The organism is Kribbella sp. NBC_01245, from assembly GCF_036226525.1.
GTDB lineage: Bacteria > Actinomycetota > Actinomycetes > Propionibacteriales > Kribbellaceae > Kribbella.
The window spans coordinates 8,277,191-8,302,967 of the sequence record NZ_CP108487.1 but is presented as its reverse complement, the minus strand read 5'-3'; the positions used below and the strand labels follow the sequence as shown (position 1 = coordinate 8,302,967).

The 25,777-nt window shown below is 67.3% G+C and carries 29 protein-coding genes; 9 read left to right on the top strand and 20 right to left on the bottom strand.

Translation table 11 applies throughout. From position 1 onward, the window contains the following. Window positions 1-223 precede the first annotated feature (223 nt). Window positions 224-1,135, top strand: coding sequence for a LysR family transcriptional regulator (locus OG394_RS38225; protein WP_328992210.1), 912 nt, complete (start codon window positions 224-226; stop codon window positions 1,133-1,135). 173 nt (window positions 1,136-1,308) lie between these two features. Here the strand turns inward: OG394_RS38225 and OG394_RS40200 are convergent, their stop codons facing one another. From OG394_RS40200 to infC, 9 genes are all read right to left on the bottom strand, one after another. After that, the gene (locus OG394_RS40200) at window positions 1,309-1,614 is read right to left on the bottom strand and encodes a VanZ family protein (RefSeq protein WP_442914318.1); all 306 of its coding nucleotides are present in this window, start codon (window positions 1,612-1,614) and stop codon (window positions 1,309-1,311) included. Beyond that, the gene (locus OG394_RS38220; RefSeq protein ID WP_328992209.1) at window positions 1,563-1,949 is read right to left on the bottom strand and encodes a hypothetical protein; all 387 of its coding nucleotides are present in this window, start codon (window positions 1,947-1,949) and stop codon (window positions 1,563-1,565) included. The genes OG394_RS40200 and OG394_RS38220 overlap by 52 nt, the downstream gene beginning before the upstream one ends. Then, the gene (locus OG394_RS38215) at window positions 1,949-3,484 is read right to left on the bottom strand and encodes a gamma-glutamyltransferase (protein WP_328992207.1); all 1,536 of its coding nucleotides are present in this window, start codon (window positions 3,482-3,484) and stop codon (window positions 1,949-1,951) included. The genes OG394_RS38220 and OG394_RS38215 overlap by 1 nt, the downstream gene beginning before the upstream one ends. A gap of 12 nt (window positions 3,485-3,496) precedes the next feature. After that, on the bottom strand, window positions 3,497-5,986 hold the full coding sequence (pheT, locus tag OG394_RS38210; protein WP_328992206.1) for a phenylalanine--tRNA ligase subunit beta: 2,490 nt from the start codon (window positions 5,984-5,986) through the stop codon (window positions 3,497-3,499). Then, window positions 5,986-7,095 (bottom strand): phenylalanine--tRNA ligase subunit alpha, encoded by a 1,110-nt coding sequence (gene pheS, locus OG394_RS38205; protein WP_328992205.1) that lies wholly within the window; start codon window positions 7,093-7,095, stop codon window positions 5,986-5,988. Before pheS ends, pheT begins: the two co-directional genes overlap by 1 nt. 42 nt (window positions 7,096-7,137) lie before the next feature. Continuing rightward, the gene (locus tag OG394_RS38200) at window positions 7,138-7,962 is read right to left on the bottom strand and encodes a TrmH family RNA methyltransferase (RefSeq protein WP_328992204.1); all 825 of its coding nucleotides are present in this window, start codon (window positions 7,960-7,962) and stop codon (window positions 7,138-7,140) included. Window positions 7,963-7,996: 34 nt separating this feature from the next. After that, window positions 7,997-8,383, bottom strand: coding sequence for a 50S ribosomal protein L20 (gene rplT, locus OG394_RS38195; RefSeq protein WP_328992203.1), 387 nt, complete (start codon window positions 8,381-8,383; stop codon window positions 7,997-7,999). A gap of 76 nt (window positions 8,384-8,459) precedes the next feature. After that, the gene (gene rpmI, locus OG394_RS38190) at window positions 8,460-8,654 is read right to left on the bottom strand and encodes a 50S ribosomal protein L35 (protein ID WP_328992202.1); all 195 of its coding nucleotides are present in this window, start codon (window positions 8,652-8,654) and stop codon (window positions 8,460-8,462) included. Between the two features lie 69 nt (window positions 8,655-8,723). Then, a complete protein-coding gene (infC, locus tag OG394_RS38185) occupies window positions 8,724-9,368 on the bottom strand; it encodes a translation initiation factor IF-3 (protein WP_442914259.1) in 645 nt (214 codons plus the stop codon). Window positions 9,369-9,834: 466 nt separating this feature from the next. On the opposite strand from infC, the gene OG394_RS38180 reads away from it, so the two are divergent. Next, window positions 9,835-10,269, top strand: a complete 435-nt coding sequence (locus tag OG394_RS38180) for a DUF1844 domain-containing protein (RefSeq protein WP_328992201.1) — start codon at window positions 9,835-9,837, stop codon at window positions 10,267-10,269. Here OG394_RS38180 and OG394_RS38175 read toward each other — a convergent pair. Both OG394_RS38175 and OG394_RS38170 read right to left on the bottom strand, forming a co-directional pair. Continuing rightward, a complete protein-coding gene (locus OG394_RS38175) occupies window positions 10,266-11,057 on the bottom strand; it encodes a potassium channel family protein (protein ID WP_328996916.1) in 792 nt (263 codons plus the stop codon). The two genes, OG394_RS38180 and OG394_RS38175, sit on opposite strands and share 4 nt — an antisense overlap. A gap of 55 nt (window positions 11,058-11,112) precedes the next feature. Next, window positions 11,113-11,772, bottom strand: a complete 660-nt coding sequence (locus tag OG394_RS38170) for a hypothetical protein (RefSeq protein WP_328992200.1) — start codon at window positions 11,770-11,772, stop codon at window positions 11,113-11,115. A 309-nt stretch (window positions 11,773-12,081) separates the two neighbouring features. Between OG394_RS38170 and OG394_RS38165 the strand changes: the two genes are divergently transcribed. Both OG394_RS38165 and OG394_RS38160 read left to right on the top strand, forming a co-directional pair. Further along, a complete protein-coding gene (locus tag OG394_RS38165) occupies window positions 12,082-12,570 on the top strand; it encodes a DUF4365 domain-containing protein (protein ID WP_328992199.1) in 489 nt (162 codons plus the stop codon). After that, window positions 12,567-13,817, top strand: a complete 1,251-nt coding sequence (locus OG394_RS38160) for a hypothetical protein (protein ID WP_328992198.1) — start codon at window positions 12,567-12,569, stop codon at window positions 13,815-13,817. The genes OG394_RS38165 and OG394_RS38160 overlap by 4 nt, the downstream gene beginning before the upstream one ends. A 61-nt stretch (window positions 13,818-13,878) precedes the next feature. On the opposite strand, the gene OG394_RS38155 is transcribed toward OG394_RS38160, so the two are convergent. From OG394_RS38155 to OG394_RS38140, 4 genes are all read right to left on the bottom strand, one after another. Next, window positions 13,879-15,231: a discoidin domain-containing protein gene (locus tag OG394_RS38155; protein ID WP_328992197.1), complete on the bottom strand. Its 1,353-nt coding sequence runs from the start codon at window positions 15,229-15,231 to the stop codon at window positions 13,879-13,881. Window positions 15,232-15,295: 64 nt separating this feature from the next. Beyond that, window positions 15,296-16,216 (bottom strand): carbohydrate ABC transporter permease, encoded by a 921-nt coding sequence (locus OG394_RS38150; protein ID WP_328992196.1) that lies wholly within the window; start codon window positions 16,214-16,216, stop codon window positions 15,296-15,298. Beyond that, complete coding sequence (locus tag OG394_RS38145; RefSeq protein WP_328992195.1) at window positions 16,213-17,091, bottom strand: carbohydrate ABC transporter permease; 879 nt, start codon at window positions 17,089-17,091, stop codon at window positions 16,213-16,215. The genes OG394_RS38150 and OG394_RS38145 overlap by 4 nt, the downstream gene beginning before the upstream one ends. A gap of 70 nt (window positions 17,092-17,161) precedes the next feature. Further along, complete coding sequence (locus OG394_RS38140; protein ID WP_328992194.1) at window positions 17,162-18,448, bottom strand: ABC transporter substrate-binding protein; 1,287 nt, start codon at window positions 18,446-18,448, stop codon at window positions 17,162-17,164. An 89-nt stretch (window positions 18,449-18,537) separates the two neighbouring features. Between OG394_RS38140 and OG394_RS38135 the strand changes: the two genes are divergently transcribed. Both OG394_RS38135 and OG394_RS38130 read left to right on the top strand, forming a co-directional pair. Next, window positions 18,538-19,554 carry a LacI family DNA-binding transcriptional regulator gene (locus OG394_RS38135; RefSeq protein ID WP_328992193.1) on the top strand — a complete coding sequence of 339 codons (1,017 nt, stop codon included), beginning with the start codon at window positions 18,538-18,540 and terminating at the stop codon, window positions 19,552-19,554. 45 nt (window positions 19,555-19,599) lie between these two features. Further along, window positions 19,600-20,790, top strand: coding sequence for a glycoside hydrolase 5 family protein (locus OG394_RS38130; RefSeq protein ID WP_328992192.1), 1,191 nt, complete (start codon window positions 19,600-19,602; stop codon window positions 20,788-20,790). Here OG394_RS38130 and OG394_RS38125 read toward each other — a convergent pair. Beyond that, the gene (locus OG394_RS38125; protein WP_328992191.1) at window positions 20,755-21,270 is read right to left on the bottom strand and encodes an SseB family protein; all 516 of its coding nucleotides are present in this window, start codon (window positions 21,268-21,270) and stop codon (window positions 20,755-20,757) included. The two genes, OG394_RS38130 and OG394_RS38125, sit on opposite strands and share 36 nt — an antisense overlap. Before the next feature lie 87 nt (window positions 21,271-21,357). On the opposite strand from OG394_RS38125, the gene OG394_RS38120 reads away from it, so the two are divergent. The 3 genes from OG394_RS38120 to OG394_RS38110 are packed head-to-tail and all read left to right on the top strand — an operon-like array spanning window position 21,358 to window position 23,310. Continuing rightward, complete coding sequence (locus OG394_RS38120) at window positions 21,358-21,816, top strand: hypothetical protein (RefSeq protein ID WP_328992189.1); 459 nt, start codon at window positions 21,358-21,360, stop codon at window positions 21,814-21,816. Further along, window positions 21,803-22,429, top strand: coding sequence for a uridine kinase family protein (locus OG394_RS38115; RefSeq protein ID WP_328992187.1), 627 nt, complete (start codon window positions 21,803-21,805; stop codon window positions 22,427-22,429). The genes OG394_RS38120 and OG394_RS38115 overlap by 14 nt, the downstream gene beginning before the upstream one ends. Further along, entirely contained in the window at window positions 22,426-23,310 is an 885-nt protein-coding gene (locus OG394_RS38110) for an aldose 1-epimerase family protein (protein WP_328992186.1), read from the top strand. Before OG394_RS38115 ends, OG394_RS38110 begins: the two co-directional genes overlap by 4 nt. Here OG394_RS38110 and OG394_RS38105 read toward each other — a convergent pair whose 3' ends face one another. The 4 genes from OG394_RS38105 to OG394_RS38090 are packed head-to-tail and all read right to left on the bottom strand — an operon-like array spanning window position 23,311 to window position 25,640. Continuing rightward, window positions 23,311-23,775: a PH domain-containing protein gene (locus OG394_RS38105; protein WP_328992185.1), complete on the bottom strand. Its 465-nt coding sequence runs from the start codon at window positions 23,773-23,775 to the stop codon at window positions 23,311-23,313. After that, complete coding sequence (gene hisG, locus OG394_RS38100; protein ID WP_328992183.1) at window positions 23,763-24,611, bottom strand: ATP phosphoribosyltransferase; 849 nt, start codon at window positions 24,609-24,611, stop codon at window positions 23,763-23,765. The genes OG394_RS38105 and hisG overlap by 13 nt, the downstream gene beginning before the upstream one ends. A gap of 55 nt (window positions 24,612-24,666) precedes the next feature. Beyond that, entirely contained in the window at window positions 24,667-24,930 is a 264-nt protein-coding gene (locus tag OG394_RS38095) for a phosphoribosyl-ATP diphosphatase (protein ID WP_020390973.1), read from the bottom strand. Beyond that, entirely contained in the window at window positions 24,927-25,640 is a 714-nt protein-coding gene (locus OG394_RS38090; protein WP_328992182.1) for an MBL fold metallo-hydrolase, read from the bottom strand. The genes OG394_RS38095 and OG394_RS38090 overlap by 4 nt, the downstream gene beginning before the upstream one ends. Between the last annotated feature and the right edge of the window lie 137 nt (window positions 25,641-25,777).

Sequence of the window (25,777 nt, the reverse complement as noted above, 5' to 3'; positions counted from 1 at the left end):
TATCTAGACCAGACTCGTCGTCAACGCCGTCGAATGACGCGATGGACGGGCTCAATTACTGACGTGCTCATTCTGGTTCTGGGCCCTGCCATCAAATACCGATGCCGAATTCTTATATCGAATTCACTCGGCCCCATGAACGATGCCATTGGCTTGAGTGAATGTCCAAGACCCTTTTCAGCCGTGGTGATACCTTGGGGGTATCGCCGGACCGGGAGGCTCCATGGATCTGGACCTGCGCAAGTTGCGCTACTTCGTCGCCGTCGCCGAAAGGCTGCACTTCGGCCGCGCCGCCGATGAGCTGCACATCGCGCAGCCGGTGCTCAGTCGGCAGATCCGCGCGCTGGAACAGGATCTCGGCGCCTCGCTGTTCACCAGGGATAGCCACGGCGTAGCGCTGACCGACGCGGGCCGACAACTGCTGAACGACGCCGGACCGCTGCTCGCCTCCGCGCACGCGGTCCGGCGCCGGGTGTCCGTGGCCGCCCGCGGCAGCCGGCGGCTGGTGGTCGGCTTTCGGGCCGGCATCCCGGTCATCCCGGCGACGCGGGCGTTCGAGGCCCGGCATCCGGACGTGGTCGTGGACGTGCAGCGGATGGAATGGGACGACCAGGCCCTGATGCTGCTCGACGGCCGCGTCGACGTCGGCTATGTGCGGCTGCCCATCGACGAGACCGGCCTGCGCCTGACTCCGCTCTACACCGAGCCGCTCATGGTGGTGCTGCCCGCCGGTCACCGGTTGGCCGGCAAGGAGGAGGTCACCGAGGCCGACCTGGCCGGTGAGCCGCTGGTCTGGCATGCCGACGCGAGCACGCAACCCACCAGGCGTCCGCTCCCCGACTCCGGGCTCCGGGTGCGCGGGGTTGAGGAGAAGCTCGAGCACGTCGCGGCCGGCCGTGGTATCTCGTTCGTGGGGCGTTCGGAGACCGTGTTCTACTCACGTCCGGACATCAGCTACGTGCCCATCCCGGATTTGGCGCCCGACCAGGTATACCTCGCGATGGCGGCATCGCGCACCTCGCCGATCGCCGACGACTTTTTCACCGCGGCTCAGGCGACGGCTGAGATCACGGCAGAATGCGGGAACTATGAAATGTGGCAGCTTGAGACCGATGCCGTTTCAAAGCACGGTTGAGCAGTTCGGCTGACAACAGCAGTGTTTTCCAACAGGGGCACGCGGCCACAGCAATGGCGAAAAGGCGAAGCCATTGAACCCGGGGCGAAGGCGATGTTGGCGCACAGCGAGCATCGACATCGTCGCGCGGCCGGCCGCTAAAATAATGGAAAATCATGATCTCGTTGAAGTCGTCAAAGGAATTGTCGATCAATTCCGTCGCCGCCGAATGGCGGCTCGACGACGGGGACCGTTACCGAGCCGACGGGACCGCCACCTGCGTCAAGTGGACTCCCGCCCGGTGAGATTTCGGCTTCGGCCACCGGTCGACGCGGCAGCGTGAACCGGTGCAGGAGGGCGGCGGGGAGGCTCGCGGCTAGGCAGCCTGCTGTGTTGAGGAGGACGTCGGTGATGTCGGCGGCGATGCCTAGTGGGGTGAATGCCTGGATCAGCTCGATGAAGACCGAAGCGCCGAAGGCCAGGGCGGTCGATGCGGTGATCGTGCGCGCGGCAGTCCACCTCGCCGCCCACGGCAGCAGCAGAGCGAGGGCGTGAACAAGAGGCAGTTCAGCGCGATCTCGTAGTCGAGGACCGTGTTGTGGCTGGAGAACGGCACGAACACGAAGACGGGCCGCTCGTCCAGGCCCATGGGCGGGCTGCCACGCAGCGTCGCGATCAAGAGACCGATGGCCCAGACGACCGTGCCTGTCCGGGCGAGTCGAGTCGCCTGCTCGGTCCGGCCCTGCCGTGTCAGCAGCAGGATCCGGGCGAGGAGCCAGGCGAGAACGGTCGCGGCGACGAGTGCGAGGGCGACGTACGAGCCCGATGGGATCACTAGCCGGAGGAGATGGCGGTGGCGCCGGTGCGGCGGGGGTCGCCGGCGACGGTTAGGCCGGTGGTTGGTTCCCAGAGGGCGGCGGCTACTCCGCCGAAGTACATCGAGTGTGGGGGCATTGCGCGGGTGGGGAGGTCGAGCGCCGGGAGGGTCAGGTCTTCCTCGTGGTCGACGGTGATGTCGGAGCGGACGCGGACGTGCAGGCGCGGGTATTCGACCGCCTCGCGCAGCGGCATCCTGCCATGCGCGAAAAGCGCGTACGTCTGCGCCAACGCCGTCGGGATCCGGTCCGAACCAGGCGAACCAATGGCCAGCACCGCGCCATCGTGAGAGCGGCGGGCCACGGTCGGCGCCATGTTCGAGGTCAGCCGCGTCCCCGGCGGCAGACTGTGGACGCCACCCGCGAGCAACTCCTGCTCCCCGAGCGCGTTGTTCAGCCAAATGCCCGTACCTGGCGTCATCGCGCCCGACCCATACCCGGACGACACCGTCACCGCGCACGCGTCACCCGAATCGTCGACCACCGAGACCGTCGCCGTACTGGGTGATCCAAGCGCGCGCAGATCGCCCGCCCGGGCCAACTCGAGAACGTTGCGCCCAGCCAGCAGACGCTCGTCCTCGGCATCGAGTTCGGCCAGGCGCTGCCCGAGCACCGCATGCTGTACGTCGACCAGGCGGCGCAACTCGGCGGCCGTCCAACCACCCGCCGCCGGTACGCCGTCCAGCAGGGCCAGCATCGCCGCGACGGCCACACCACCAACGGCCGGGGGCGGGTTCGTCGCGAGGCGCCAGCCGTTCTGCTCGACGGTCAACGCCGGCCGGACCACCGCCTGGTACGCCGCGAGGTCCTCGCGGGTGAGGATGCCCTCCCGCTCGGCCATGTCGTCGGCGATGAGCTCGGCCAGCTCGCCCGTGTACAACGCGGATGCGCCGATGTCCGCGATGAGCTGCAACGACTCGGCGAGGTGCGGGATGACCACCGTGGACCCGGTGGTGAGGACGGCGCCCGTCTTGTCATGTACGACGGCGTGGCTCGGCTCGTGCCAGCCGAAGATGATGTCGTGCGTATAGCCCAGGTAGTACGCCGAGGTCGGGCCCAACGGGAAGCCGGAGTGGGCGATCTCGACGGCAGGCCGGACGACCTCGTGCCAAGGCGCACGCCCGTACCGCTGGTGGGCGAGGTCGAGCGCCTTGAGAGCGCCCGGCGTCGCGACGGACCCGTGGCCGACCGTGGTCGTGGTACCACCGCCGTACTCGGTCTCGATATCCCAGACGCCCCGGCCGAACCGCTCCGGCGGCAGACCTCGGCCGGGCATCTCGACCCAGCCGTCGATGGTGACGGGATCGCCGCCGGGTGGTTGCACCGTGACGAATCCGCCCGCGGCCGGTGAGACCACGCCGATCTCGTTGACCATCATGACCAGCGTCGCCGCGAGGGCAGCGTCGACCGCGTTACCGCCCTCGGACGCGAGCCGGACCCCGGCCTCGGCCGCCGCCACGTTCGGCGCGGCGACCGCGACCCTGGGACTCGTCACGATCGGGCCGGATCAGCCGACGCGCTGAACGGCACCGAACCGGCTGACCGTGACCTGCACCGCCGCTTGCCTGGCCTCGGCCACCTCGGTCTCGGTGAGAGTCCGATCGGGCGCCCGGAAGCGCAACGCGAAGGCCAGCGACTTCTTGCCCTCGCTGATCTGCTCACCCGTATAGACGTCGAAGAGCCGAATCGACTCGAGTAGATCGCCCGCGCCTTCGACCAGCGCCGCCTCGACGTCGGCCGATGCCACCTCGGCGGGCACGATCAGCGCCACGTCCTCCTTGGCCACCGGGTACGACGAGAAGGGCTCTGCCGTCACCGAGACCGGCGCGGCCTCGATCAGGGCGTCCAGGTTCAGCTCTACGGCTGCCGATCGCGCGGGCAGGCCGAACGCCTTGCAGACCGTCGGGTGCAACTCACCGGCATAACCGACGATCGTGTCGCCAACGGACACCTCGGCACACCGGCCCGGGTGCCACGGCGCGCGCTCGACGTTCCGCAGCACCGGCTCGACTCCGACGGCCAGTGCGACCGTACGAGCGACCTGCACGGCGTCGGTCCAGCTGACCGGCTGGGCCTTGCCCCACCAGCCGGCGGCCACGCGGGCACCGGTCAGTACGGCGCCGAGGTGCAACGGCTGGTGCGGGAGCGCCGCGTCGAGCGCGAGCAGCTCCTCGTCGGTCGGCCGCTGCGCCACCGAAGGCAACGGCGCCACGCTCACGCCGCCCTCGGAGGCCTTCGGCAGGAAGACCAGGCTGGTCTGGAACAGCGCGAGGTCCGTCGTACCGCGGCCGACGTTGCGCTCCGCCGTACGGAGCAGCCCCGGCAGCAGGGTCGTCTGCATGGACGGCTCTTCGTCGGACAACGGGTTGGCCAGGCGGACCGTCGTACGGCGCTCGTCGTCGCCGGGCAGGCCGAGTGCGTCGAAATCAGCCTCGCCCACGAACGGGTAGGCCACGACCTCGGTCAAACCCGCGCCGACGAGGGCCGTCGCGATCCGGCGGCGCCGGCGCTGGGACCCGGTCAGACCCTGGCCACCCGGAGCGGGCGGCAGGACCGACGGCACGTTGTCGTACCCGTAGAGCCGGATGACCTCTTCGGCGAAGTCGTTGGGGTCCCGCAGATCCGGCCGCCAGCTCGGCGCGGTGATCGTCAGGTCCGAACCAGCGGTCTCGACCTTGCAGCCGACGGCCTCGAGCCAGGCGACCGTATCCGCGTCGGAGATCGGAGCGCCCGCCACGGTGGCCGCGTGCGCGACTGGGATCGTCACCGGCTCGGCGGTCGCGGGCTCGCCCACGACCGTCTCGTCCGGCGTGATCGTGCCACCCGCAAGCTCGGCCAGCAGATCCGCGACGCGCTGTGCGGCGTACCGCGGAAGGGCCGGGTCAACGCCACGCTCGAACCGGCGCGACGCCTCGGACGACAGCTTGTGACGGCGGCTTGAGCGGGCGATCGTGATCGCGTCGAAGTGCGCCGCCTCGATCACGACGTCGGTGGTCGACGCGGAGATCTCGGTGGTCGCGCCACCCATCACGCCGGCGATACCGATCGGGCCGGAGTCGTCGGTGATCAGCAGGTCCTCGGGGTCGAGCTCGCGCGTCTGGTCGTCCAGCGTGACCAGCTTCTCGCCTGCGGTCGCCCGCCGTACGACGATGTCGCCGGCCAGGCGCGCCTTGTCGTACCCGTGGATGGGCTGCCCCAGCTCGAGCATCACGTAGTTGGTGATGTCCACGCCGATCGAGATCGAGCGCATACCGGACAGCGCGAGCCGCTGCTGCAGCCAACGCGGCGACGGCGCGCTCGGGTCGATCCCGGTCACCGTGCGAGTGACGAAAACCGGGTTGGCGGCAGCGTCCTCGACCTTGACCGGGTAACCGCCCTTGCCGGCACCGGTCAGCTCGAGCGCGGCCGGGTCTTTGAGCGGCACGCCGTACGCCGTGGCCGCCTCGCGGGCGACGCCACGGATGGACAGGCAGTACCCGCGGTCGGGCGTGACGGCGATGTCGAGCACGTCCTCGCGGAGCTGGAGCAGCTCGATCGCGTCGTCGCCCGGCTTCGCCTCGTCGGCGCCGAGGACGAGGATGCCGCCCTTGCCGTCATCGCCGAGACCGAGTTCGGCGGTCGAGCAGATCATCCCGTTCGAAACGTATCCGTACGTCTTGCGTGCCGAGATGGCGAAGCCGCCAGGCAGCACCGCGCCCGGGAGTACGACGACGACCAGGTCATCGACCTCGAAGTTGCTCGCGCCGCAAACGACCCATTGCGGCTCATCCGCGCCGATGTCCAGGGAGCACCAGCGGATGGTCTTGCCGTTCTTCTGCGGCTCGGGCTCGAACGTGAGCACCCGGCCGACGACGAGCGGACCGGTCAGACCCGCGCCGCCCTCATCGACGGTCTCGACCTCAAGGCCGGCCCGAACCAGCTTCTCGCCGACCTCCCGGCCGCTGACGCCCGCCGGCAACTCGACGTACTCGCGAAGCCATGACAGTGGGACCCGCATCAGATCTCCATCCCGAACTGGCGGCTGAACCGCACGTCACCCTCGACCATGTCCCGCATGTCCTCCACGCCGTTGCGGAACATCAACGTCCGCTCCAGACCCATCCCGAACGCGAAACCGGAGTAGCGCTCGGTGTCGATCCCGCAGGCCTGCAGGACGCGCGGGTTGACCACACCGCAGCCGCCCCACTCGATCCATCCCTCGCTGCCACACGTACGACATGGGCGGTCCGGGTTGCCGACAGACTCGCCACGGCAGACGAAGCACTTCAGGTCGACCTCGGCCGACGGCTCGGTGAAGGGGAAGTAGTTCGGCCGGATGCGCGCCTCGAGCCCCTCGCCGAACATCGCGGTGACGAAGTGGTCCAGCGTGCCCTTGAGGTGCGCGAGCGTGATGCCCTCGTCCACGACCAGGCCCTCGACCTGGTGGAAGACGGGCGTGTGGGTCGCGTCCAGCTCGTCGGTCCGGAAGACCCGGCCCGGGCAGATCACGTAGATCGGCGGCTTGCGGGTCAGCATCGACCGCGCCTGCACGGGCGACGTGTGCGTCCGCAGCAGCGTGCCGGAACCGGCCGGCTCGACGAAGAACGTGTCCTGCATCTGCCGCGCCGGGTGGTCCGGCTGGAAGTTGAGGGCGTCGAAGTTCAGCCACTCGGCCTCGACCTCGGGTCCCTCGGCGACATCCCAGCCGAGTGCGGTGAAGACGTCCGCGACCTGCTCGGAGATCAGCGACAACGGGTGCCGCGCGCCGAGCTGCGGGGTGTGCCAGGGCAGGGTGACGTCGACCCGCTCGGTGGCGAGCATCCGCTCCTCGTGCTCGGCCTCGAGCACCAGCTGGCGGGCCGCGAAGGCCTCGTTGATCGCCTTGCGGGCGGTACCGATCCGCTGGCCGGCCTCCTTGCGGGCCTGCGGCGGCAGTGAACCGATCTCGCGATTGGCCAGCGCGATCGGCGACCGGTCGCTCATGTGCGCGAGCTTCGCCTCCTGCAAGGCGGCGAGATCCGCCGCCGCGGTAAACGCCTGCAGCGCCTCGTCCGTAGTCCGCTCGATCTCGCCCGCATGCAGCGGCGTGACCTCGACCGGGTCATAGTTCGTGTTGGGACCGGACATGCACAGGCCTTCCATCAAAATTTGGCTGGAACTGGGGCAAGTCTAAGAAGTTGCCGTACGACGCTGCGCGCGGGCCGACGCGTAGAGGCAGACCGCGGCCGCTGTGGCCAGGTTGAGGCTCTCGGCACGGCCGTAGATCGGCACCTTGACCGAGTGATCCGCGATCGCGTTGATGCCGTCGGGCAGGCCGTGCGCCTCGTTGCCGAACAGCCAGGCCGTCGGTTTGGCCAGCGTGCCGTCGTTGATGCAGTCGTCGAGATCGGTATCGCCATACCCGTCGGCGGCGAGCACCTGGATGCCCTGCGCCCGCCAGGCCCGCGCGGCCGCCTCGATATCCACCTCGACGCTGATCGGCAGGTGGAAGATGCTGCCCACGCTGGCGCGAACGGCCTTCGGGTTGTGCGGATCGACCGACTCCGCCGACAACACGACCGCGTCGGCACCGGCCGCGTCGGAACAACGGATCAAGGTGCCGGCGTTGCCCGGGTCACGGACTTGCACGCCGACGGAGATCAACTTCGCCTCGGCGGTCACCGCTTGGTCCAGCGGTACGTCGATGAGGCCGCAGATGGCGACGACGCCCTGAGAGGTAACGGTCTCGCTGAGGGCTTCGGCGCCGGCCCGGTCGACGTCGTACCAGCTGACACCCCGGTTGCGGGCGAGGTCGCGCAGGTCGCGATGGCGCTCAGCCACGCCGGGTTCGGCGTACACCTCGATGACGAGGTCGGCCTGCTCGAGCGCCTCCCGGACGGCCTGTGGGCCTTCGACCAGGAAGCGGCCGCTCTTGCGCCGGAACGCACGAGTGGCGAGCCTCCGGGCCTGCTTGATCCGCGCGGATTGTGCGGTCAGCAGGACCGGGCTCGCCACTTGCGTTGAACTGCTACTGATGCCGGAGCGTTGCTCAGGCAGCGTCGGTCTTGACGTCGTCGGCCTTGGGCAGGGCCGCCTTGGCCAGCTCGACAAGCTTCGCGAACGCCGGCGCGTCGTTGACGGCCAGGTCGGCGAGGATCTTGCGGTCGACCTCGACCTCGGCCAGGCGGAGACCCTGGATGAGGCGGTTGTAGGTCAGACCCTGCGCACGCGACGCGGCGTTGATGCGCTGGATCCAGAGCCGACGGAAGTCGCCCTTGCGCGCCCGGCGGTCACGGTACGCGTAGACCAGCGAGTGGGTGACCTGCTCCTTGGCCTTGCGGTACAGGCGCGAGCGCTGGCCGCGGTAACCGCTGGCCTGCTCGAGTACGACGCGGCGCTTCTTGTGGGCGTTGACTGCCCGCTTCACGCGTGCCATGAGGTGTTACTCCTTGTATTTCTGCGCCGGAGGAAGGTGGCCCACCGGCGGGGATGTGCGTGGGAGGAAGGCTCGGTCAGATGCCGAGGAGCTTCTTGACCTTCTTGATGTGGGACTTCGCCACGTCGACCTCACCGTCAAGACGACGGGTGCGGCGGCTCGACTTGTGCTCGAGCAGGTGGCGACGGTTGGTCTGCTCCCGGCGAAGCTTGCCCTTCCCCGTGACCTTGACGCGCTTCTTCATCCCCGAGTGGGTCTTCATCTTCGGCATGGTGGCCGTTTCTCCGTTTTCTCGTTGAACTCGTTGCGGGTGATGCTCCGGCCTCGCGGCCGGAGCCGGTCACTCCGGATCGAGGTTGTCGGCCGGGCCCTTGGGCTTCTTGGTGTGGCCTGCGGCCACCTCGGCCTCGTGCTGCTGGACCTGCTCGGCACGCTCCAGCCGCTCGGCTTCCAGCTCGGCCTCACGCTCGGCGAGCTTCTTGGCCTTCTCGGCCTCGACGTCGACGCGTGCTTCCGACTTCTTCTTGTGCGGGCCGAGAACCATGATCATGTTCCGGCCGTCCTGGCGCGGCGAGGACTCGACGAAACCGAGCTCGCTCACGTCTTCGGCGAGACGCTGCAGCAACCGGAACCCGAGCTCGGGCCTGGACTGCTCGCGACCGCGGAACATGATGGTGATCTTGACCTTGTCACCGGCACGCAGGAACCGAACGACGTGACCCTTTTTGGTCTCGTAGTCGTGCGGGTCGATCTTCGGCCGAAGCTTCATCTCTTTGATGACCGTGTTGGTCTGGTTCCGGCGGGACTCACGAGCCTTCTGCGCGGTCTCGTACTTGTACTTGCCGAAATCCATCAGCTTGCAGACCGGCGGACGGGCCGTAGCCGCGACCTCGACCAGATCGAGATCGGCTTCCTGTGCCAGCCGAAGGGCGTCCTCGATCCGAACGATGCCTACCTGCTCACCGTTCGGTCCGACCAGCCGCACCTCGGGAACGCGAATGCGCTCATTGACGCGCAGTTCAGTGGTGATGGGTCCTCCTGGGTTGTCCGTGTGTTCTAGCCACCTCTAGGCCGCACAGGCGGCCGGTAACTCCACCGGGAAGATCCCGGCGGAGGACATACAAAAAGGCCTCCGTGCAACCACACGAAGGCCCAAGTTCCCAGATCGACGACATCACACCCTGTGAGCGTGAACGTCTATCGCCGCCCCCTCCAGCCAGGCTGGGGAGCCGGTGTGACCGGGACCCGACGACTGGTTGATCTCACGATCGGTCTGTCGATGCGGGTGGGAGGTGGCCCTCCGCTTGTGACCAGAACAACCGGCAGGCTCCCTTTGTTCCATACACAGGAGTCGCCGCTCGACCTGGTCGGTCGCCCGCCAAGAGTAACAGGGGGTCGCCGCGATCACCACATCGGCGGCAGCCGCACCCGCTAAAGCTACGCTGACGCCCATGGAACCAACAGCCGCCCACCCCGAAACCGAGCCGACCACCGAAGCTCCGGCGGACGTCGTCGCCGACGCGTCACAGGCGAGTGGGGCGGATCCGCTGTCGACGATCTCGCGGGATATCGCCGAGGTGCCGAGCGTGGAGATCATCTCCACCGCCGCCCTCCACCTGATGAGCGCCGCCGCCGTCAACCTGGGCCTGGCCGAAGACCTTCCCGACCACAAGGACCTCGACGAGGCCCGCTCCCTTATCCACGCCCTCGCCGGCCTCCTAGACGCCTCGGTCCAATCCCTAGGCCACCACCACGCCGCCCCCCTCCGCGACGGCCTCAAATCCCTCCAACTAGCCTTCCGCGAAGCCTCGTCCATCCCCGACGAGCCTGGCGCGGGCCCCGGCGAAAAATACACCGGCCCCGTCCTCCCCTCCCCCAAGCGCTAACCCCTTTCGACGTCCTCCGGCCGCTCGGCGCTCTGAGCGGCCGATTGGGCCTGCCGTGCGGCGATCAACTCCGCACGAAGGGACGCAACCTCGGCGCTGAGTGCCGCCAGGTCTGCCCTAGTGATGGCGTGGCCCTCTTCCTCGACCTCGGCGACCCGCTGTACCAGCCAGGATGCGAGGGAGGCGGTCACCACACCGAGGAGGGCGATCCCGGCCAGCATCAGCCCAGCCGCGATCACTCTCCCAGCAGCGGTCACCGGATAGCGGTCGCCATATCCCACCGTGGTCACCGTCGTTAAGGCCCACCAGAGCGCATCCCCGAAGTTCTGGATCGTCGCGCCGTCTCTTCCCCGCTCCGCATCGAGCACGGCCAATGCCGCAATGAAGACCAGCAAGACCGACGAGCCGGCCACGTACACGGCGACTCGTCCACGCAGACTGCTTCCGGCGTACCTGTTCATCACGTTAAGCAGTGTCAGCAGCCGAAGCAGCCGGAGCGGTCTAAGCACCGGCAGCGCGATCACCGCCAGGTCAACCAGGTTCGTGGCTACGAACCTGAGCCTCGACGCTGACAGCAGAAGCCGAGCGATGTAGTCGAACGCGAACAAGGACCACGCGACCCAAGTGACCGTTTGGCAAAGTGCGACGAGCCCAGGTGAGAGATCCGGGACCAGGATCGGCCAGGCATAGGCAACGAGGAACAGCACCGCCAGGATGGTCAACGGCCACTCGGCCAGCCGCTCCCACCGGGCCTCTGAGGCTTCGTCTGGTGGGCCGAATCGCATCATCACCGTGTCAGCGTAGTGACGCCCGGTTGCATAGCTGCCGCGGTCGCCTGATTCCTCACATGACGTGTAGGTCGTGGGCCTCTACGTGTACGGCGCCGCTGGGTTTGCGGGTGAGGTTCAGTTCCAGGGTCAGGTCGGTGGTTTCGGTGGGATCGTCGGCGTTCAGGAACTCGACGGCGACCCAGGTGTGCGTCGGCGTCCGGATGACCCACGCCTCCCAATCGTCGAACGGCGGCGGTGGCATGAGGAGGCGAGCCGGGACGCCGTCGCCGTAATCGTCCACCCACATCCAGAAGTCCTCCGCGTGCTCGGACCGGTCCGGCGGTAGCAATGCGGCCAGCGCGTCCACGTCACGGGCCACTACGACCTCGACGGCCCGGCGCACCGCGGCCTTCTCGTCCTCGGCGAGCTGCCAGATCCCGTCGTCGGCGTCGTAGGGATGCCAGCTCCACTTGTCAACCATCGCTTCGAGAGCGACCTGGTCCGCTGCCCAGAGGCGAACCCGCACTCGGCCATCGACCTCGTCGGCGGTGACGTCGGTGATGGTCGCCTCCGGCACCGGCCGCTCGACGGAGACGGCTTCGGCCGGCGCGAACCGCAGCCACACCGAAGGTTCGGTCGCGCGCAACAAATGAACCCGGACCTCATGCGGACGACGGGCTACCCGCTCGATCTGGCTCCCGGCAACCTGGTCTCGGAGTCCCCGCAGTTCCATCCCGGAATCACATCACGATTCCCGTCCCCACGGCCTGAGCGGGCGTACTCGGGCCGAGCAGCGAGCTGCGCCTGGCGGGTAAGAGTTGGTCCGCGGAGTTTCGGAGAACACTCGCCCGATCAGTGGCTGGGTCAGCATCGGAAAAGGTCGGCGGCGTGGCATAGCCTCGGCATGCCGAGAGGGCGAGCACGCTCCGTGACGCGCCGGTAGCTTATGACTACCGGCCGTCAGGGGGCAGCTATGACAACCAGTGGTGGACAGAGCGCTGTGGCGAGGCCGCTGCGGGGTGACGTGCCGAAGACCCAGTCGATGGAGGTGCTGCAAGTGGCATACCTCCACGCCGTCGCGGCCGCCGCCGGCTGCACACTCGGCTCCGTGGCGCCCGACCGCGGCATCGCCGACTGGACCGTCGGGCACATCTCTGAAGAACACACCGCCGATACCGAATCGACCATCAAGGTTCAGCTGAAAAGCACACATCAGGTCGCACCATCGCCATCCGGAGACTTCTGGAGCATCACCCTCGAGAACGAGCACATCGCCAAGCTCGCCCAGCAACCGGTGACTTTGCCGCGAATCCTGGTGGCGATGATCCTGCCGCGAGAGATCGACGATTGGGTCGGAGTGAGTTCCGATTTCATGACCCTTCGGCACTGCGCCTATTGGGCGAACCTCGCCGGCACCACGCCCAGCGGACAAGGCAGATCAAATGTGCGCATCCCGACGGCCAACGTCTTCGACGTGGCGGGGCTCTGCTCGATCATGGCGACGGTCGGTCGTGGCGAGGTGCCCAGATGACTCGGCCATCGGGCATCCGCCCGCACAACACGGAGAATGTGGACCCCGAGCTGCTGGCAGCACTCCTTGAAGGTGCGGGCTGGCAGCAAGTTGGTGGTCGCCTCGGCGAATACACCCGATATGCGGCACCAGCGGCAGAACAGATTCTCGACGGTTCAACTCGGCGGCTACTGATTCCACTTAATCGTCGGAACAGCGACTACGCCGAGTTGATGCACGATGCGCTGACACAGCTGTCTGACCTGGAGGTCTCATCGCCCGCAGCTGTCACGCCGGTTCTCAATCGACTCGCGGCCGCTCCCGGCGACGAGGTCCGTTTCAAGAAGGACGTTGCAACGATCAACGGCGCTATCCCGTGGCTCACCGGGGAGGAGCTTTACGCGTCCGCCCGAGGTCTCCTGGTAGCCGGGGCGAAATCGCGGATGACGAGGAAGGCCTATTTCGGCCAGAGCAACGGCCTCTTCGCGAACCGTTTCCTTCGGGCCGTACTGATGGGCCAGACCCAGATCGGCAGTTACGTCGTCACCGCTTTCACGCCTAACAGTCAGGAGTTTCCAGACCGGATCGGCAAGGACAACACGAATAGCCTCACCGGGTACACCGGTCGCGAAATCGTCGAGTCGATGACCTCCGGGCTGGCGGCGACTAGTGAGGCGATCGAGCACTACAACTCGTCCAGCTCACTGGCTGCTTTCGAGGACGGAGTCAGGCACGGCATTTCTCGTGAACTGACCGACTCGCTGCGCCAAATGGTCAAGAACAGTGACGGCGCCGAAGTCAAGGTCGAATGGTCCATCACCCCCGCTGACCTCCGCGACACACGATCCATGGATTCATCGGTGGAATTCGAATTCGACGGGAGCGTTGCCGACGTATTGCGGCGCGCCAGCGACCACCTGGCTCAAACGACACCGGCAGAGTTCGTCCAGGTCATCGGCTGGCCGGGATTACTCGCGAAGCCGAAGCCCGGCGAGGCGGGCCTCATCAGTCTGCAAGTTAGGCGAGGCAGCGTGGCGCCAACGCTGAAAGTGCGTCTGACAGCGGAGCAGTTTGAGATCGCCGCGAGCGCTATCACCAACGGCCGCGGGCTAAGGATCTCTGGGCGACAGGAGAAGGAAGGTAACCGTTACTGGCTGTACGCCGTCACCAGTCTCGAGCTGATCGACCTCCCGGAGCCGACGACGGCGCCTCCCCCTGAGCAGGCTCCTGGCCAGGCCACTCTCTGGCCCGACGACGACCTCGACTGAACTCGCCGCCAGGCGGGGTGCCGCCCACCGGATTGGGCGGCACCCCTGGTCGGGGGAACCCTTAGGCGAAGGCTTTTAGTTCGTAGATGCGGGTTGCTGGGTCGCCGTTTTGGGTGGGGGTGGTGATGGTTAGGCGGAGGTAGCGAGTGGTGAGCGAGACGGGGTGGGTGGTTACCGAGGACGTGTTGGTGGTGATGGTGGCCGCGGTGGTCCAGGTGGTGGCGTCGTTCGACGTTTGGATGGTGAAGGCGCGGGTGTTGTATGTGGTGGATTCGCCGCCGGCGCCCGCGTGGGAGATCTCGATGGAGCGGAGGGCCGTGGCGGAGCCCAGGTCTACCCGGAGGAACTTCGACGAGGCCAGGGAGCAGAATTTGTCGGAGTTGCCGCCGGTGACGCTTCCGTTGACGGCCTTGGCAGGGCCTTCCGAAGAGGTGCACGCAGTGGAGCCGGTGGCCGGCTTACCCAACGCCAGGTTGACCGGGCCGGTGCCGCCGCCGGACATCGCGGAGGTCATTTCCGAGGCCCAGCGCCACGGCGCCGCCGTACCGCCTGGGTCTGAGTTGAAGTACTCCCAGCCGTCTACGCCACCGAAGTTCGGGTATTTCGTGACCAGTGACGCGAGGGTGGTCTTCAGGGTTGCCAAGGGCACGTAGCCGCCGCAGTTCGCGGAGTTCGTGATGACACCCGCGACGACCTTGTTCGGCGTGAAGAGGCCGCGGTTGATGATGTTGTCGTAGCCGGTGGTGTTGGCCATCGAGCCCCAGCCGCAGTAGAACTGCGCGTTGTACCAGTCGATCTTCGAGCCACGCTCACGCTCGAGCGTCTCGTAGTTGAAGCCCGAGAGGTTGCCGCCGCCGGACAGGGCCGTCGCGACCGGCGCCAGCGTGATGATGAAGCCGGTGCCGAAGTCCGTGGTGAGCTGGTCGATCAGCCGGTTGATCGCGGCCTGCGACATGGTCTCCTCGACGTCGAGGTCGACACCATCCAAGCCGTACGTCGTGATGACGTTCTTCAGCCGCGGGTAATACGTCTCGAACTCGTTCTGCAGCCGCTGGAACGTTCCTTGCGCGGCGCCTCCGACCATCGCCGAGACGTTCACGCCCTTGGCCTGCATGGCGGCCAAGTCGGTCCACATCTGGTTGTAGCGCGAGTCGCCCGGCGGGTGGTCGTTCAGGTGCGTGGTGCCATCGCTGTTCAAGTGGATCGCGCCGACCAGGACGTCGGTGATGCCGGTGTTGTTATCGGTCATCGGCTTCGGCGACACGTAAACGTTGTTCAGGTACTGCGTTTGGTAGTACATGACCACACGCTTGCTGTCGGCAACCGAAGTAACACCAACGGCGGCAGCGGGGGCGGTCAACGCGGCACCGGCGAGGGCCGTAACGGCCAGCGCGGTGATTGCCTCACGGAACATTGGTACTCCTTTGACTTCGAACCAACCGAAATTCGGGCGGGTGGATGGTCGAAACAAGCAGCAGCTATCCCTTGACGGCGCCCTCCTCCACGCCCTTGAAGAAGAAGCGCTGCAGAGTGGCGAAGACGATCACGATCGGGATGAACGCGATCATCGTGCCCGCGGCGATCAGCCGGGGGTTGTTGCTGAACGTGCCACTCAAGTACTGCAATCCGACGGTGAGGGTGTACTTGTCGGGATCGGTGAGCACGATCAGCGGCCAGAGGAAGTCGTCCCAGGCGCCGATGAAGGCGAAGATCGCGATCACGCTGAGGGTGCCGCGGACACTGGGCAGACCGATATGGACAAAGCGTTGCCACACGTTCGCGCCGTCCACGATGGCGGCCTGGTCGATCTCCAACGGCACCACCCGGAACGCGTTGTACATCAGCAGCACGTTCAGCGTGCCGATCATGCCGGGCAGCGCCACGCCGAAGAGCGTGTTCGCCAGACCGAACTCCCGCACCGTGACGTACTGCGAGATGATCGTGACCTCCCCCGGCAGGACCAGGGTGGCGAGGAACAACCCGAGCACCAGCTTGCGACCGCGGTACTGCAGCCGGGCCAGCGCGAAGCCGGCCAGGGACGCGCCGATGATGTTGCCCCCGACAACGAGTACGGCGACGAACAGCGAGTTACGGGCGTAGTCCCACACCGGGATCGTGTCCGCCACCGCCTTGTAGTGGTCGAACGTCGGCTGTGACGGCAACAGCCTCGGAATCCGCGTATAGATGTCCTCGCCGGAACCCTTCAGCGAGGTCGACAACTGCCACAGGAACGGCCCGATCGTGATGATCAGCACGAACACCAGCAGCACATACCGCAGCACCATCTCCTGCCACGACACCGTGTTGAAGCCGCCCTTTGAGCGACGTCGCCGGCGCTCGGGCGGGAGGTCAACAGTGGGTACGTCGATGGGCCGCGCCGGGTCGGTCACGATGCTCATGCGTCCGCCCCCTTCGTGTTGAGTCGGGCCAGCACCAGCATCGGGACAACCGTGACGAAGAACAGCACGATCGACAACGCCGACGCATAGCCGAGGTTGCCCTCGAAGCCCTGGCTGTACTGCTGGATCAGCATCACCACCGAGCTGTCCCGGCCGCCGGGCCCGCCATTACCGCCACTGAGGATGAACAACTCGGAGAAGACCCGCAGGGCCGATACCGAGATCAAGATCGAGATCAGCACCATCGTTCCGCGCACACCCGGAATGGTGATGTTGACGAACCGCCGGAACGCCCCGGCTCCGTCGACCGCGGCCGCCTCATGCAGCTCGCGGCCGACGTTCCCCAGTGCGGCCAGGTAGATGATCATGTAGTACCCGAGGCCCTTCCAGACCGTCAGGCTGATCGCGCTGAACAACAGCAACCACTGGTCGCTCAGGAACGGCAAGGGCCCTTGGATGAAGCCGAGCTTCTCCGCCAGCCCGTTGATCAGACCTCGCTCGTCGAGCAGCCAGGTCCAGATCAACGCGACCACCACCGCTGACGCCACCACCGGCGTGTAGAAGACCGTCCGGAAGAACGTGATGCCGGGCAGCTTCTTCTCCACCAGTACGGCGATCAGCAGCGGCAGGATCGTCAATAGTGGCAGACAAACCAGCATGTAGACGACGCTGTTGATCAGGGCGTACCGGAGTTGTTCGTCATGCAGCAGGAGACGGAAGTTCTCCAGGCCGACGAACGTGCCGCCGCCGAGTGGACGGGCGTTGGTGAACGACAGGATGACCGTGTTGATCGACGGCCACAGGTTGAACACCAGCAACCAGAGCAGCGCCGGGACGACCAGCAGCCAGGGCGAGAACCAGCGGTGGGATCGCATTGCCTACTTCCAGAAACGAAGCGGATGACTAGGGGTGTGTCTCGCTATCAGCGCGACACACCCCCTCGGACTACTGCTTGAGCAGCTGGTTCGCCTTCGCGACAGCGGCGTCGAGGGCCTGCTTCGACGTCACCTTGCCGGAGATCGCGAGCGAGATCTGCTGGCCGATGAAGTCGTTGGTGGCGCCACTGATGATGGCGGGTTGCAGCACCTTCGCCTTCGCCAGGGACTCGAACGCGAGCACCTTCGCGTCACTCTCCGGCGTGCCGTCGCTCTTGGAGAAGTACGGATCGCTCGCGGACGCCTTGGTCGACGGGAAGATGTTGACGATCTTCGCGAAGGCGGCCTGGTTCTCGGCGTTGGTGACGAACCGGGCGAGCGCGATCGCCGCGGCCTGGTTCTTGGTCTTGGCCGAGACCGAAAGACCCTGCACGTACAGCGGCGGGGTGTCGAGCGCGGGCGACGGGACGACCTTGCCCTTCAGCGACGGGTTGTCCTTGACGAAGTCCGCGAGCGCGTTACCGCCTCCGGTGGTCCAGGCGACCTTGCCCTGGGTGAAGAGCTTGGAGTTGCCGAGGTACTCCTGGGTGAGGATGTCCTTCGGCAGGTAGCCCGCCTTGTAGGCATCGCGGTACTTGTCCAGCAGCGCGGCGGCCTCGGGGGTGTTGAAGACGAAGCTCTTGCCGTCGTCCGCGATGATCTTGACGCCGGCGTTGGTGAAGTCACCGATACCCGGCAGGCGGCTCATCAGGTACTCGCGGCCGTTCGACTTGTCGTGCATCACCTTGGCGGCGGCGAACAACTCGTCGAAGGTCTTCGGCGGGTTCTTCACGTCGAGCCCGACCGCGGCGAACTTGTCCGAGTTCCAGTAGTCGATATCGGTGTTCAGGTACCAGGGGTAGCCGAACGTGCCGTCCTGGCCCTGGTACTGGTAGGCGGCGAGGCCACCCTCGACGTAGTCCTTGGTCAGGTCCGCGTCGGCCGACGCGACATCGAGCAGCAGGTTCTGCTTTGCCAGCGGCAGAGCGAAGTCCGGCGGCAGGTTGACGACATCCGGCAGCTGCCCGGCGGACGCCTGGCTCAGCACCTTCTTGTCGTACCCGTCCCCCGGCTGGTCCAGCCAGGTCACCTTGGTGCCCGGGTACTTCGCTTCGAAGGCCTTGATCACACCTTCGACGTACGGCGTGAACTTCGGCTTCAGCGCCCAGGTCTGCAGGCTGACCGCGCCCGTCACCTCGGCACCGGCGGTCACGGTCGGCTTGCTCTCGTTGGCGGTGTCCCCGCCGCCAAGCCCACAGCCGGACAGGGTGAGGGCGGCGGCCATCAAGGCGGCCACTCCGGTCAGACGCTTTGACATCGAATTCTCCTGAACAGATAAACCGGTCTAGTTCCCGGACTATCCACCCCGTAGAATCCGCTGTCAAGAGCAAACATGGAGGCGGGAGCATGGCGAGACCGACGATCGCGGACATCGCGGATCGCGCGGGAGTGTCCAAAGGCGCGGTGTCGTTCGCGCTGAACGGACGGCCTGGCGTGAGCGAGGCGACGCGTGCGCGGATCCTCGAGATCGCCGACCAGATGCACTGGCGGCCGCACAGTGCCGCGCGGGCGCTCGGTGGTTCCAAGGCGGACTCGATCGGCCTCGTGATCGCCCGGCCAGCCCGCACGCTGGGCGTCGAGCCGTTCTTCGCGCAGCTGCTCTCCGGTCTGCAATCGGGCCTGTCCGCCCGCTCGATCTCGCTGCAACTGCTGATCGTCGAGGACACGGCCGCCGAGATCGAGGTGTACCGGCGCTGGGCCTCCGAGCACCGCGTCGACGGCATCGTCCTGGTTGACCTGACCATCAAGGACCCGCGCCTCGACGTACTGCGCGAGCTCGCGATCCCCACCGTGGTGATCGGCGGCCGCGGCGGCCGGGACAGCCTGCCGTCGGTCTGGGCCGACGACCGCGAGGCGATGCTCTCGATCGTGGAATACCTTGCCGCGTTGGGTCATCGGCGCATTGCGCACGTAGCCGGTACGCCGAACTTCCAGCACACCCAGCGCCGGATCCGGGCCATCCGCGACGCCATGCCGCGCCTCGGTCTGGACGCGGTGTCGCTGCCGACGGACTTCAGTGATGCCGAGGGCGCGGCGACCACCCGCAAGCTGCTGTCCGGCGCGAAGCGGCCGACAGCGATCGTCTACGACAGCGACGTGATGGCCGTCGCCGGGCTCGGCGTCGCGATGGAGATGGGCGTGTCGGTGCCGGGTGAGCTGTCACTGGTCGCGTTCGACGACTCGGTGCTGACCCAGCTGATGCATCCGGCGCTGACCGCGCTCTCCCGCGACACGCTCGACTTCGGCCGGCAGGCGGCCGAGGTGCTGCTCGCCGTACTGGCCGATCCCACCCAGGTGATCAATCGCAAGACCGCCACCCCGGTGCTGACCGTCCGCGAGAGCACGGCACCGCCTGCGTCGTGAGACAGCCGACTGGCGTTGAGAACTAAATCGCTTTAGCATCCACGCATGCGCCCCGATCCGATCGCCGGCCCGCCCGGTACGCCGCCCGCCCCTCGCTTCGGCGCCAACTACGTGCCGTCCCGCGGCTGGTTCTACAGCTGGCTGGACTACTCCGGCGACGACGTCCGGCGCGATTTCGAGGATCTGGCCGGTCTCGGTCTCGACCATGTCCGGGTGTTCCCGATCTGGCCGTGGATCCAGCCGAACCGGGCCGTCGTACGGCAGCGCCCGATCGACGACCTGCTGGACACGATCGACGCGGCGGCGGAATTCGGCCTCGGCGTCTCGGTCGACTTCATCCAGGGCCATCTGTCCAGCTACGACTTCCTGCCGTCGTGGGCGTTGACCTGGCACCAGCGGAGCCTGTTCGAGGACCGCCTGGTCCGCGACGGCCTCAACCTGTACGTCGATACGCTCGCGCGCGCCGTCGCGACCAAGTCCAACGTCTTCGCGCTGACGCTCGGCAATGAGGTCAACAACCTCTGGCCTCACAGCGCCACCACCGCGACCGCGTCGTACGACTGGGCGCGGGAGTTGCTCGACACGGCTCGCGCGGCCGCTCCGGACAAGCTCTGCCTGCACTCGGTCTTCGACGACGCCTGGTACAAGCCGGACCACCCGTTCACCCCGGCGGAGGCGGTCGAGTTGGGTGACCTGACGACGGTCCATTCGTGGGTGTTCAACGGGGTCTCCCGCATCGACGGACCGCTCGGGCCTGCCACGATCTCCCACGCGGACTACCTGGTCGAGCTGGCCGCCGCGACCGCGCTGGATCCGGATCGGCCTGTCTGGCTCCAGGAAATCGGCGTGCCCGGTCCCGACGTACCCGCTGGTGATGCCGCGACCTTCGTGCACCAGACGCTCGGCCACGTGCTGACGAATCCCGCGCTCTGGGGTGTCACCTGGTGGTCATCGCACGATATCGACCGCTCGCTGGCCGACTTCCCGGACCGGGAGTACGACCTGGGCCTGTTCACCGTCGACCATCAGCGCAAACCGGCCGCGGCGGCGATCGCGGAGATCATCGCAGGCGACAACCTCGAGCCGGTCAAGCGCGAGCGGACGCTCCAATCCCCCGTTGACCTGCTGGCAGAGCCAGAGCGACGGGCCGAGGTCGCGCCCGGGAGTGCGTTCCACCGCGAATGGGTGGCCGAGCGGGAGTCAGGCCCGGTCGGGATCGCCGTCGGCCGAGACTGACTGAGCCCAGGCGTACGACCCGTCCTCGAGGCGGAGGACCTGCTGCCCGGAGGCGATCCGTCGTACGTCGTCCTCCTCGATGACGTACGACGCAGGGCCGGCCAGGTCGACCACGATCGCGGCGGCGCCTTCCTGTACGGCGGCGGTGGCGGCGAGTGACGCGAGGGCGGGCATCGGGCGGGCTTCCGGGCTCCACCGGCGCAGGCTCTCCGTACCGCTGAAGGCGAGCAGGGCCTTCCGTCCGTCCTGGCCTTGCAGCAACGCGACGGCCATATCCGAGGTCTTGTCGTGGGCCAGGCCGTTCTCGTCGTACTCCACCTCGCCCAGCAGCGCCACCACCGGCACGAGCAGCCGCGCCTTGGTCAGCGCGGCCAGGATCGGCCCGGACGCTCCAGCCGCGAGGGCCGCCGCCAGAGCGGGATCGGCCGCGCCGTCGTCGTGCTCGAATCCGGTAAAAGCCAGTTGGCGCTTGGGTTCCACCCCGCCATTGTCCCCGGCAGGTGATTCAGGGTGCCGTCAGGGCTGTTCCCCCCTTGGTTCCGGCCGGACCTGTGCAAGCCTTGGTATGTGCCTGACTTCAATGAACTGACGCTGCTGCCGTTCTGTGCGGGCCTGACGCTGATCGGGCTGATCGCCACCTGGTTCGCCTGGCGCCGCCGCGGGTTGAACGCGGGGGTCCGTGGGGTGGCCTGGTCCCTCCTGCCGGTCTCGCTCTACCTGACCGGTCTGCTGGAGCTGCTCTGGGAGGTGCTTCAGTCGTCCGTCGACTGGATCACGAGTCTCGTCTTCGACCCCCGAGTGTGGGCCGGGGTCGCGCTGCTCGGCGTCTCGGTCGTGCTGTTCGTGGTGTCGGGCTTCGTGAAGAGCCGCACTGCGCCTAAGGCTCCAGCCGATAAGCCGGCCGGCGAACTCACCAAGACCGCCTCAGCCCAGCCCGCCAAGGCTCCGAAGGCGAGCAAGAAGGCCGAAAAGTCGGAGGAGTTCGACGAGATCGAGGACATCCTGAAGCGCCATGGAATCAACTAAGACGATCACCTACGACCGGCTCATCGAGCAGGTCCTGGCCGCGCCCCCACAGCTGGGCGAGACCCGGCTGATCTGCGTCGACGGCCCGGCCGGTTCGGGCAAGACCACGGTCGCCGAGCGATTCGCCAAGGCCGCCGAGGCGCGCGGGCTGCGGGTCCAGGTCGTGCACATGGACGACCTGTACGACGGCTGGGACGGCGCCGAGCGCGGGTTCGGCCTCCTGCGGGACCACGTCCTCGCCCGCCTGGCCAAAGGCCTCGAAGGGCGCTACCGCCGGTACGACTGGATCGCCGGCGCGTACGCGGAAGTCCACCTCGTCCCGGCCACGGTCGAACTGCTGATCGTCGAGGGTGTCACGTCGGCCGACCGCGGTGCCGAGCCCTGGCCGTCCCTGCGGATCTGGGTCGAGACGGACAACGCCCTGCGGCTCGAGCGCGGTATCGAGCGCGACGGCGAAGGAATGCGGGACCGCTGGCTGGAGTGGATGCGCTGGGAGCGGGACCACTTCGCGGCCGAACGCACCCGCGACCGGGCCGACCTGATCGTGGACGGCGCCGGCCAGGCGACCGAGGCTGAGCTTGTCCTCAAGGAGACATCTAAGCTTTCGGCATGACCTCTCCGTCTGGACGCCAATGGAACATCAACGCGGGCGCGTATGCCGCCACCATCGTCGAGGTGGGCGGCGGTCTTCGCAGCCTGACCCGCGACGGCCGCGACATAGTGATCGGGTACGGCGAGGACGAGAGCGCCCATGCCGGGATCGGCCAGCAGCTGTTCCCCTGGCCGAACCGGATCGCCGACGGGCGCTACACCTTCGACGGCCGTGACGAGCAGCTCTCCATCACCGAACCGGACAAGCAGAACGCCATTCACGGCCTGACCCGCTGGGGCTCGTGGTCCCGGCTGGACGACGCTTCGTCCGAGGACGTCTGCGTTGTCGGCTACCGGCTGTACGGCGAGCCCGGGTACCGCCACCAGCTGGACATCTCGGTCCGCTACCAGGTCTCGGCCGAAGGACTCGCGGTCACGGCCGTCGCGCGGAACATCGGCACCACCTCCGCGCCGTACGGCTTCGGCACGCATCCGTATCTCACCGTCGGCCGTCAGCTCGACGAGTGCGAGCTGACCTTCACCGCGGCCAAGCGGGTGGACGTCGATCCCGAGCGGCTGCTGCCTCGCGACCTCGTGGACGTGGCCGGGACGCCGTTCGACTTCGAGGCCGGCAAGGTCGTCGGCGATCTGTTCATCGACAACGCGTTCACCGGATTGCCGGAGGGCGAGTGGGCCGTACGGCTGACCGATCCGGCGTCGGAGCAGTCCGTGTCGTTGACGTCGGACACGCGTTGGCTGCAGCTCTACTCCGCGGATGCGCTCGACCGGGTCGGCCTCGCGGTCGAGCCGATGACGTGCCCGCCGAACGCCTTCGTCACCGGTGAGGACGTCGTCGTACTCCAGCCCGGCGACAGCCACAGCACGTCGTACCGGATCAGTTAGTCAGGCGGGACGTGCGCCGCGGGCCTTTGCGATCTTGGCGAGATCCTTCGCCGCTTTGCGGGCCCGCGGTCCGTCCGACATCTGCACCGCGAGGATGCCGAGCCGGGTGCCCTCGGTGTCGAACAGCTGCAGCCAGGCATCACCCGAGCTGAGCCGCAGCACCGAGATCTCGTGCCACGGCACCCGGTACGACTTGAAGACGTTGCGCACAGCGAGCCCGTCCTCGTACGCCGCGACGCGCACCGTGGCCATTCGGTAGAGGATCCACAAGATGATCCCCGCGAAGAAGAGCAGCGTCAGCCGCTGGAAGATCGTGAACGTCTCCTTCGACTGATCCGGCAGGCGCACCCAGATGACGGTGAACACCGAGATCATCGACAGGGCCAGCAGCGTGGACATCACGCCGAGCACCCGCGCGCGGAACTGCCACACGGGTGCCGCCGCCTTGACCATCAGATCCGGCATGCGTGGATATCGGTGGTGAGGATGGCGCGGGCGCCGACCTCCCAGAGTTGGTCCATGATCCGCTGTGCGTCGGCCCGGGGCACCATCGCGCGAACGGCGACCCAGCCTTCCCGATGCAACGGCGACACCGTCGGCGACTCCAGGCCCGGCGTGAGCGCGTTGGCCTTCTCGACCGCCTCGGCGCGGATGTCGTAATCCATCATCACGTAGTTCCGCGCGACCAGAACGCCCTGCAACCGGCGAACCAGCTGCTCCAGGCCCTTCGGCGTGGCGGCCGCACCGTTCCGCGCGATCAGCACCGCCTCGGACTTGAGGATCGGCTCGCCGAAGACCTCGAGCCCCGCCTGGCGCAACGTCGTACCGGTCTCGACCACATCCGCGATCACGTCGGCCACACCGAGCTGGACGGCCGACTCGACCGCGCCGTCGAGCCGCACGACCTTGGCCTCGACGCCGTGCTCCTCGAGGTAGTCGGTCAGCACTCCGGCGTACGACGTGGCGATGCGTTTGCCGTCCAGATCCTTGACGGTCTTGGCCGAGCCGGGCGGACCGGCGAACCGGAAGGTCGAGCGGCCGAAACCGAGCTCGACGATGACGTTCGCCTCCGCCTTCGAGTCGAGCACCAGGTCGCGGCCGGAGATGCCGACGTCGAGCGTGCCCAGGCCGACGTACACGGCGATGTCCTTGGGGCGGAGATAGTAGAACTCGACCTCGTTGTCCGGGTCGGTCAGCGCGAGATCCTTGGTGGAACGGCGCTGCCGGTATCCGGCCTCGGTCAGGATGTCGATGGCGGCTTCGCTCAGCGAGCCCTTGTTCGGCACTGCGACGCGCAGCATGGATTGGCCTTTCGGGTGAGATGAACCGGTGTCTGTGGAGTGTGTTGTTGCGCTCCTACAGATGTCGGTACACGTCGTCGAGGCTCAGCCCGAGCGCGTGCATCATCACCTGGGCGTGGTACAGCAGCTGGGACAGCTCCTCGGCGGCCCGCTCCTTGCCCTCGTGCTCGGCGGCCATCCAGGACTCGGCGGCCTCCTCGACCAGCTTCTTGCCGATCGTATGCACGCCGGCATCCAGCGCTGCCACGGTGCCGGAGCCCTCCGGCCGCGTCAGCGCCTTCTCACCCAGCTCGGCAAAGAGTTCGTCAAAGGTCTTCATCGCGCGCTCAGCCTACCGGCCATCCGCCTTGGCGCTGAGTGGGCGTCCACATACCACTCCAGTCCATCGCGCATGAGGCGGCGAACCATCGCGAAATCGGTGCCGTCCTCGGGCTGGCGCTCGTGGAACGGAGGCGGGTAGAAGCAGTCTCCGAGCAGGGCCACACTCGACTCCTGGTCCACGACGATGAGCGAGTCCGGCGCGTGGTTGCCGCCCACGTGTTTGAGCTGTACGCCGGTTGGCAGGGCGAGCGTTTGGTCGAACGTGCGGTGTGGCGGGATGACTCTAAAGTCGTCCCAGTCGGACATGGCGAGCGCTCTCGCTCGGAAGCTCGGGCCTAGTTTGGGGTTGGCCGCTACTTGGTCTCGTAGGTACTGGTGGCTCCAGGGGCGGGCGGCTTCGGCCTCGAGCGTCTTCTTCGCGGCGGTGTGGGCGATGATCTCGACGTCGCCGTCGCCGTCGTCGGCCCAGGCGCAGGCGCCCCAGGTGTGGTCCCAGTGGTTGTGGGTGTAGGTGAGCCAGCGTGCGGGTGGTAGGGCTTGGGCCTGGATGGCCTGCTGGATTTGGCGGGCCTGGTCGGGGGAATTGCCGGCGTCGACGATCAGACTGCCGCGGTCGTCGGCGATGACCGCGACACAACCACGGATCGCGTCCGGGTCGGGGTCATGCGGCCAGAGCCAGACTCGTCCGGCCAGGTGCTCTAGGGGCATTGCTGAAACTTACCTTCCGCCTCCCGCGGCACGGGCCTGGTGGGCTGCCGTTGCTTGGCAGCGGGCCTGGTGGGCTGCCGTTGCTTGGCAGCGGGCCTGGTGGGCTGCCGTTGCTTGGCAGCGGGCCTGGTGGGCTG

What these genes read in the sequence shown, in the direction of transcription:
- OG394_RS38225 (WP_328992210.1), top strand. Translation starts at nt 224, where the DNA reads ATGGATCTGGACCTGCGCAAGTTGCGCTACTTCGTCGCCGTCGCCGAA.
- pheT (WP_328992206.1), bottom strand. Translation starts at nt 5,986, where the DNA reads ATGCGGGTCCCACTGTCATGGCTTCGCGAGTACGTCGAGTTGCCGGCG.
- pheS (WP_328992205.1), bottom strand. Translation starts at nt 7,095, where the DNA reads ATGTCCGGTCCCAACACGAACTATGACCCGGTCGAGGTCACGCCGCTG.
- rplT (WP_328992203.1), bottom strand. Translation starts at nt 8,383, where the DNA reads ATGGCACGCGTGAAGCGGGCAGTCAACGCCCACAAGAAGCGCCGCGTC.
- rpmI (WP_328992202.1), bottom strand. Translation starts at nt 8,654, where the DNA reads ATGCCGAAGATGAAGACCCACTCGGGGATGAAGAAGCGCGTCAAGGTC.
- OG394_RS38180 (WP_328992201.1), top strand. Translation starts at nt 9,835, where the DNA reads ATGGAACCAACAGCCGCCCACCCCGAAACCGAGCCGACCACCGAAGCT.
- OG394_RS38175 (WP_328996916.1), bottom strand. Translation starts at nt 11,057, where the DNA reads ATGATGCGATTCGGCCCACCAGACGAAGCCTCAGAGGCCCGGTGGGAG.
- OG394_RS38170 (WP_328992200.1), bottom strand. Translation starts at nt 11,772, where the DNA reads ATGGAACTGCGGGGACTCCGAGACCAGGTTGCCGGGAGCCAGATCGAG.
- OG394_RS38165 (WP_328992199.1), top strand. Translation starts at nt 12,082, where the DNA reads ATGGAGGTGCTGCAAGTGGCATACCTCCACGCCGTCGCGGCCGCCGCC.
- OG394_RS38160 (WP_328992198.1), top strand. Translation starts at nt 12,567, where the DNA reads ATGACTCGGCCATCGGGCATCCGCCCGCACAACACGGAGAATGTGGAC.
- OG394_RS38155 (WP_328992197.1), bottom strand. Translation starts at nt 15,231, where the DNA reads ATGTTCCGTGAGGCAATCACCGCGCTGGCCGTTACGGCCCTCGCCGGT.
- OG394_RS38150 (WP_328992196.1), bottom strand. Translation starts at nt 16,216, where the DNA reads ATGAGCATCGTGACCGACCCGGCGCGGCCCATCGACGTACCCACTGTT.
- OG394_RS38145 (WP_328992195.1), bottom strand. Translation starts at nt 17,091, where the DNA reads ATGCGATCCCACCGCTGGTTCTCGCCCTGGCTGCTGGTCGTCCCGGCG.
- OG394_RS38140 (WP_328992194.1), bottom strand. Translation starts at nt 18,448, where the DNA reads ATGTCAAAGCGTCTGACCGGAGTGGCCGCCTTGATGGCCGCCGCCCTC.
- OG394_RS38135 (WP_328992193.1), top strand. Translation starts at nt 18,538, where the DNA reads ATGGCGAGACCGACGATCGCGGACATCGCGGATCGCGCGGGAGTGTCC.
- OG394_RS38130 (WP_328992192.1), top strand. Translation starts at nt 19,600, where the DNA reads ATGCGCCCCGATCCGATCGCCGGCCCGCCCGGTACGCCGCCCGCCCCT.
- OG394_RS38115 (WP_328992187.1), top strand. Translation starts at nt 21,803, where the DNA reads ATGGAATCAACTAAGACGATCACCTACGACCGGCTCATCGAGCAGGTC.
- OG394_RS38110 (WP_328992186.1), top strand. Translation starts at nt 22,426, where the DNA reads ATGACCTCTCCGTCTGGACGCCAATGGAACATCAACGCGGGCGCGTAT.
- OG394_RS38105 (WP_328992185.1), bottom strand. Translation starts at nt 23,775, where the DNA reads ATGCCGGATCTGATGGTCAAGGCGGCGGCACCCGTGTGGCAGTTCCGC.
- hisG (WP_328992183.1), bottom strand. Translation starts at nt 24,611, where the DNA reads ATGCTGCGCGTCGCAGTGCCGAACAAGGGCTCGCTGAGCGAAGCCGCC.
- OG394_RS38095 (WP_020390973.1), bottom strand. Translation starts at nt 24,930, where the DNA reads ATGAAGACCTTTGACGAACTCTTTGCCGAGCTGGGTGAGAAGGCGCTG.
- OG394_RS38090 (WP_328992182.1), bottom strand. Translation starts at nt 25,640, where the DNA reads ATGCCCCTAGAGCACCTGGCCGGACGAGTCTGGCTCTGGCCGCATGAC.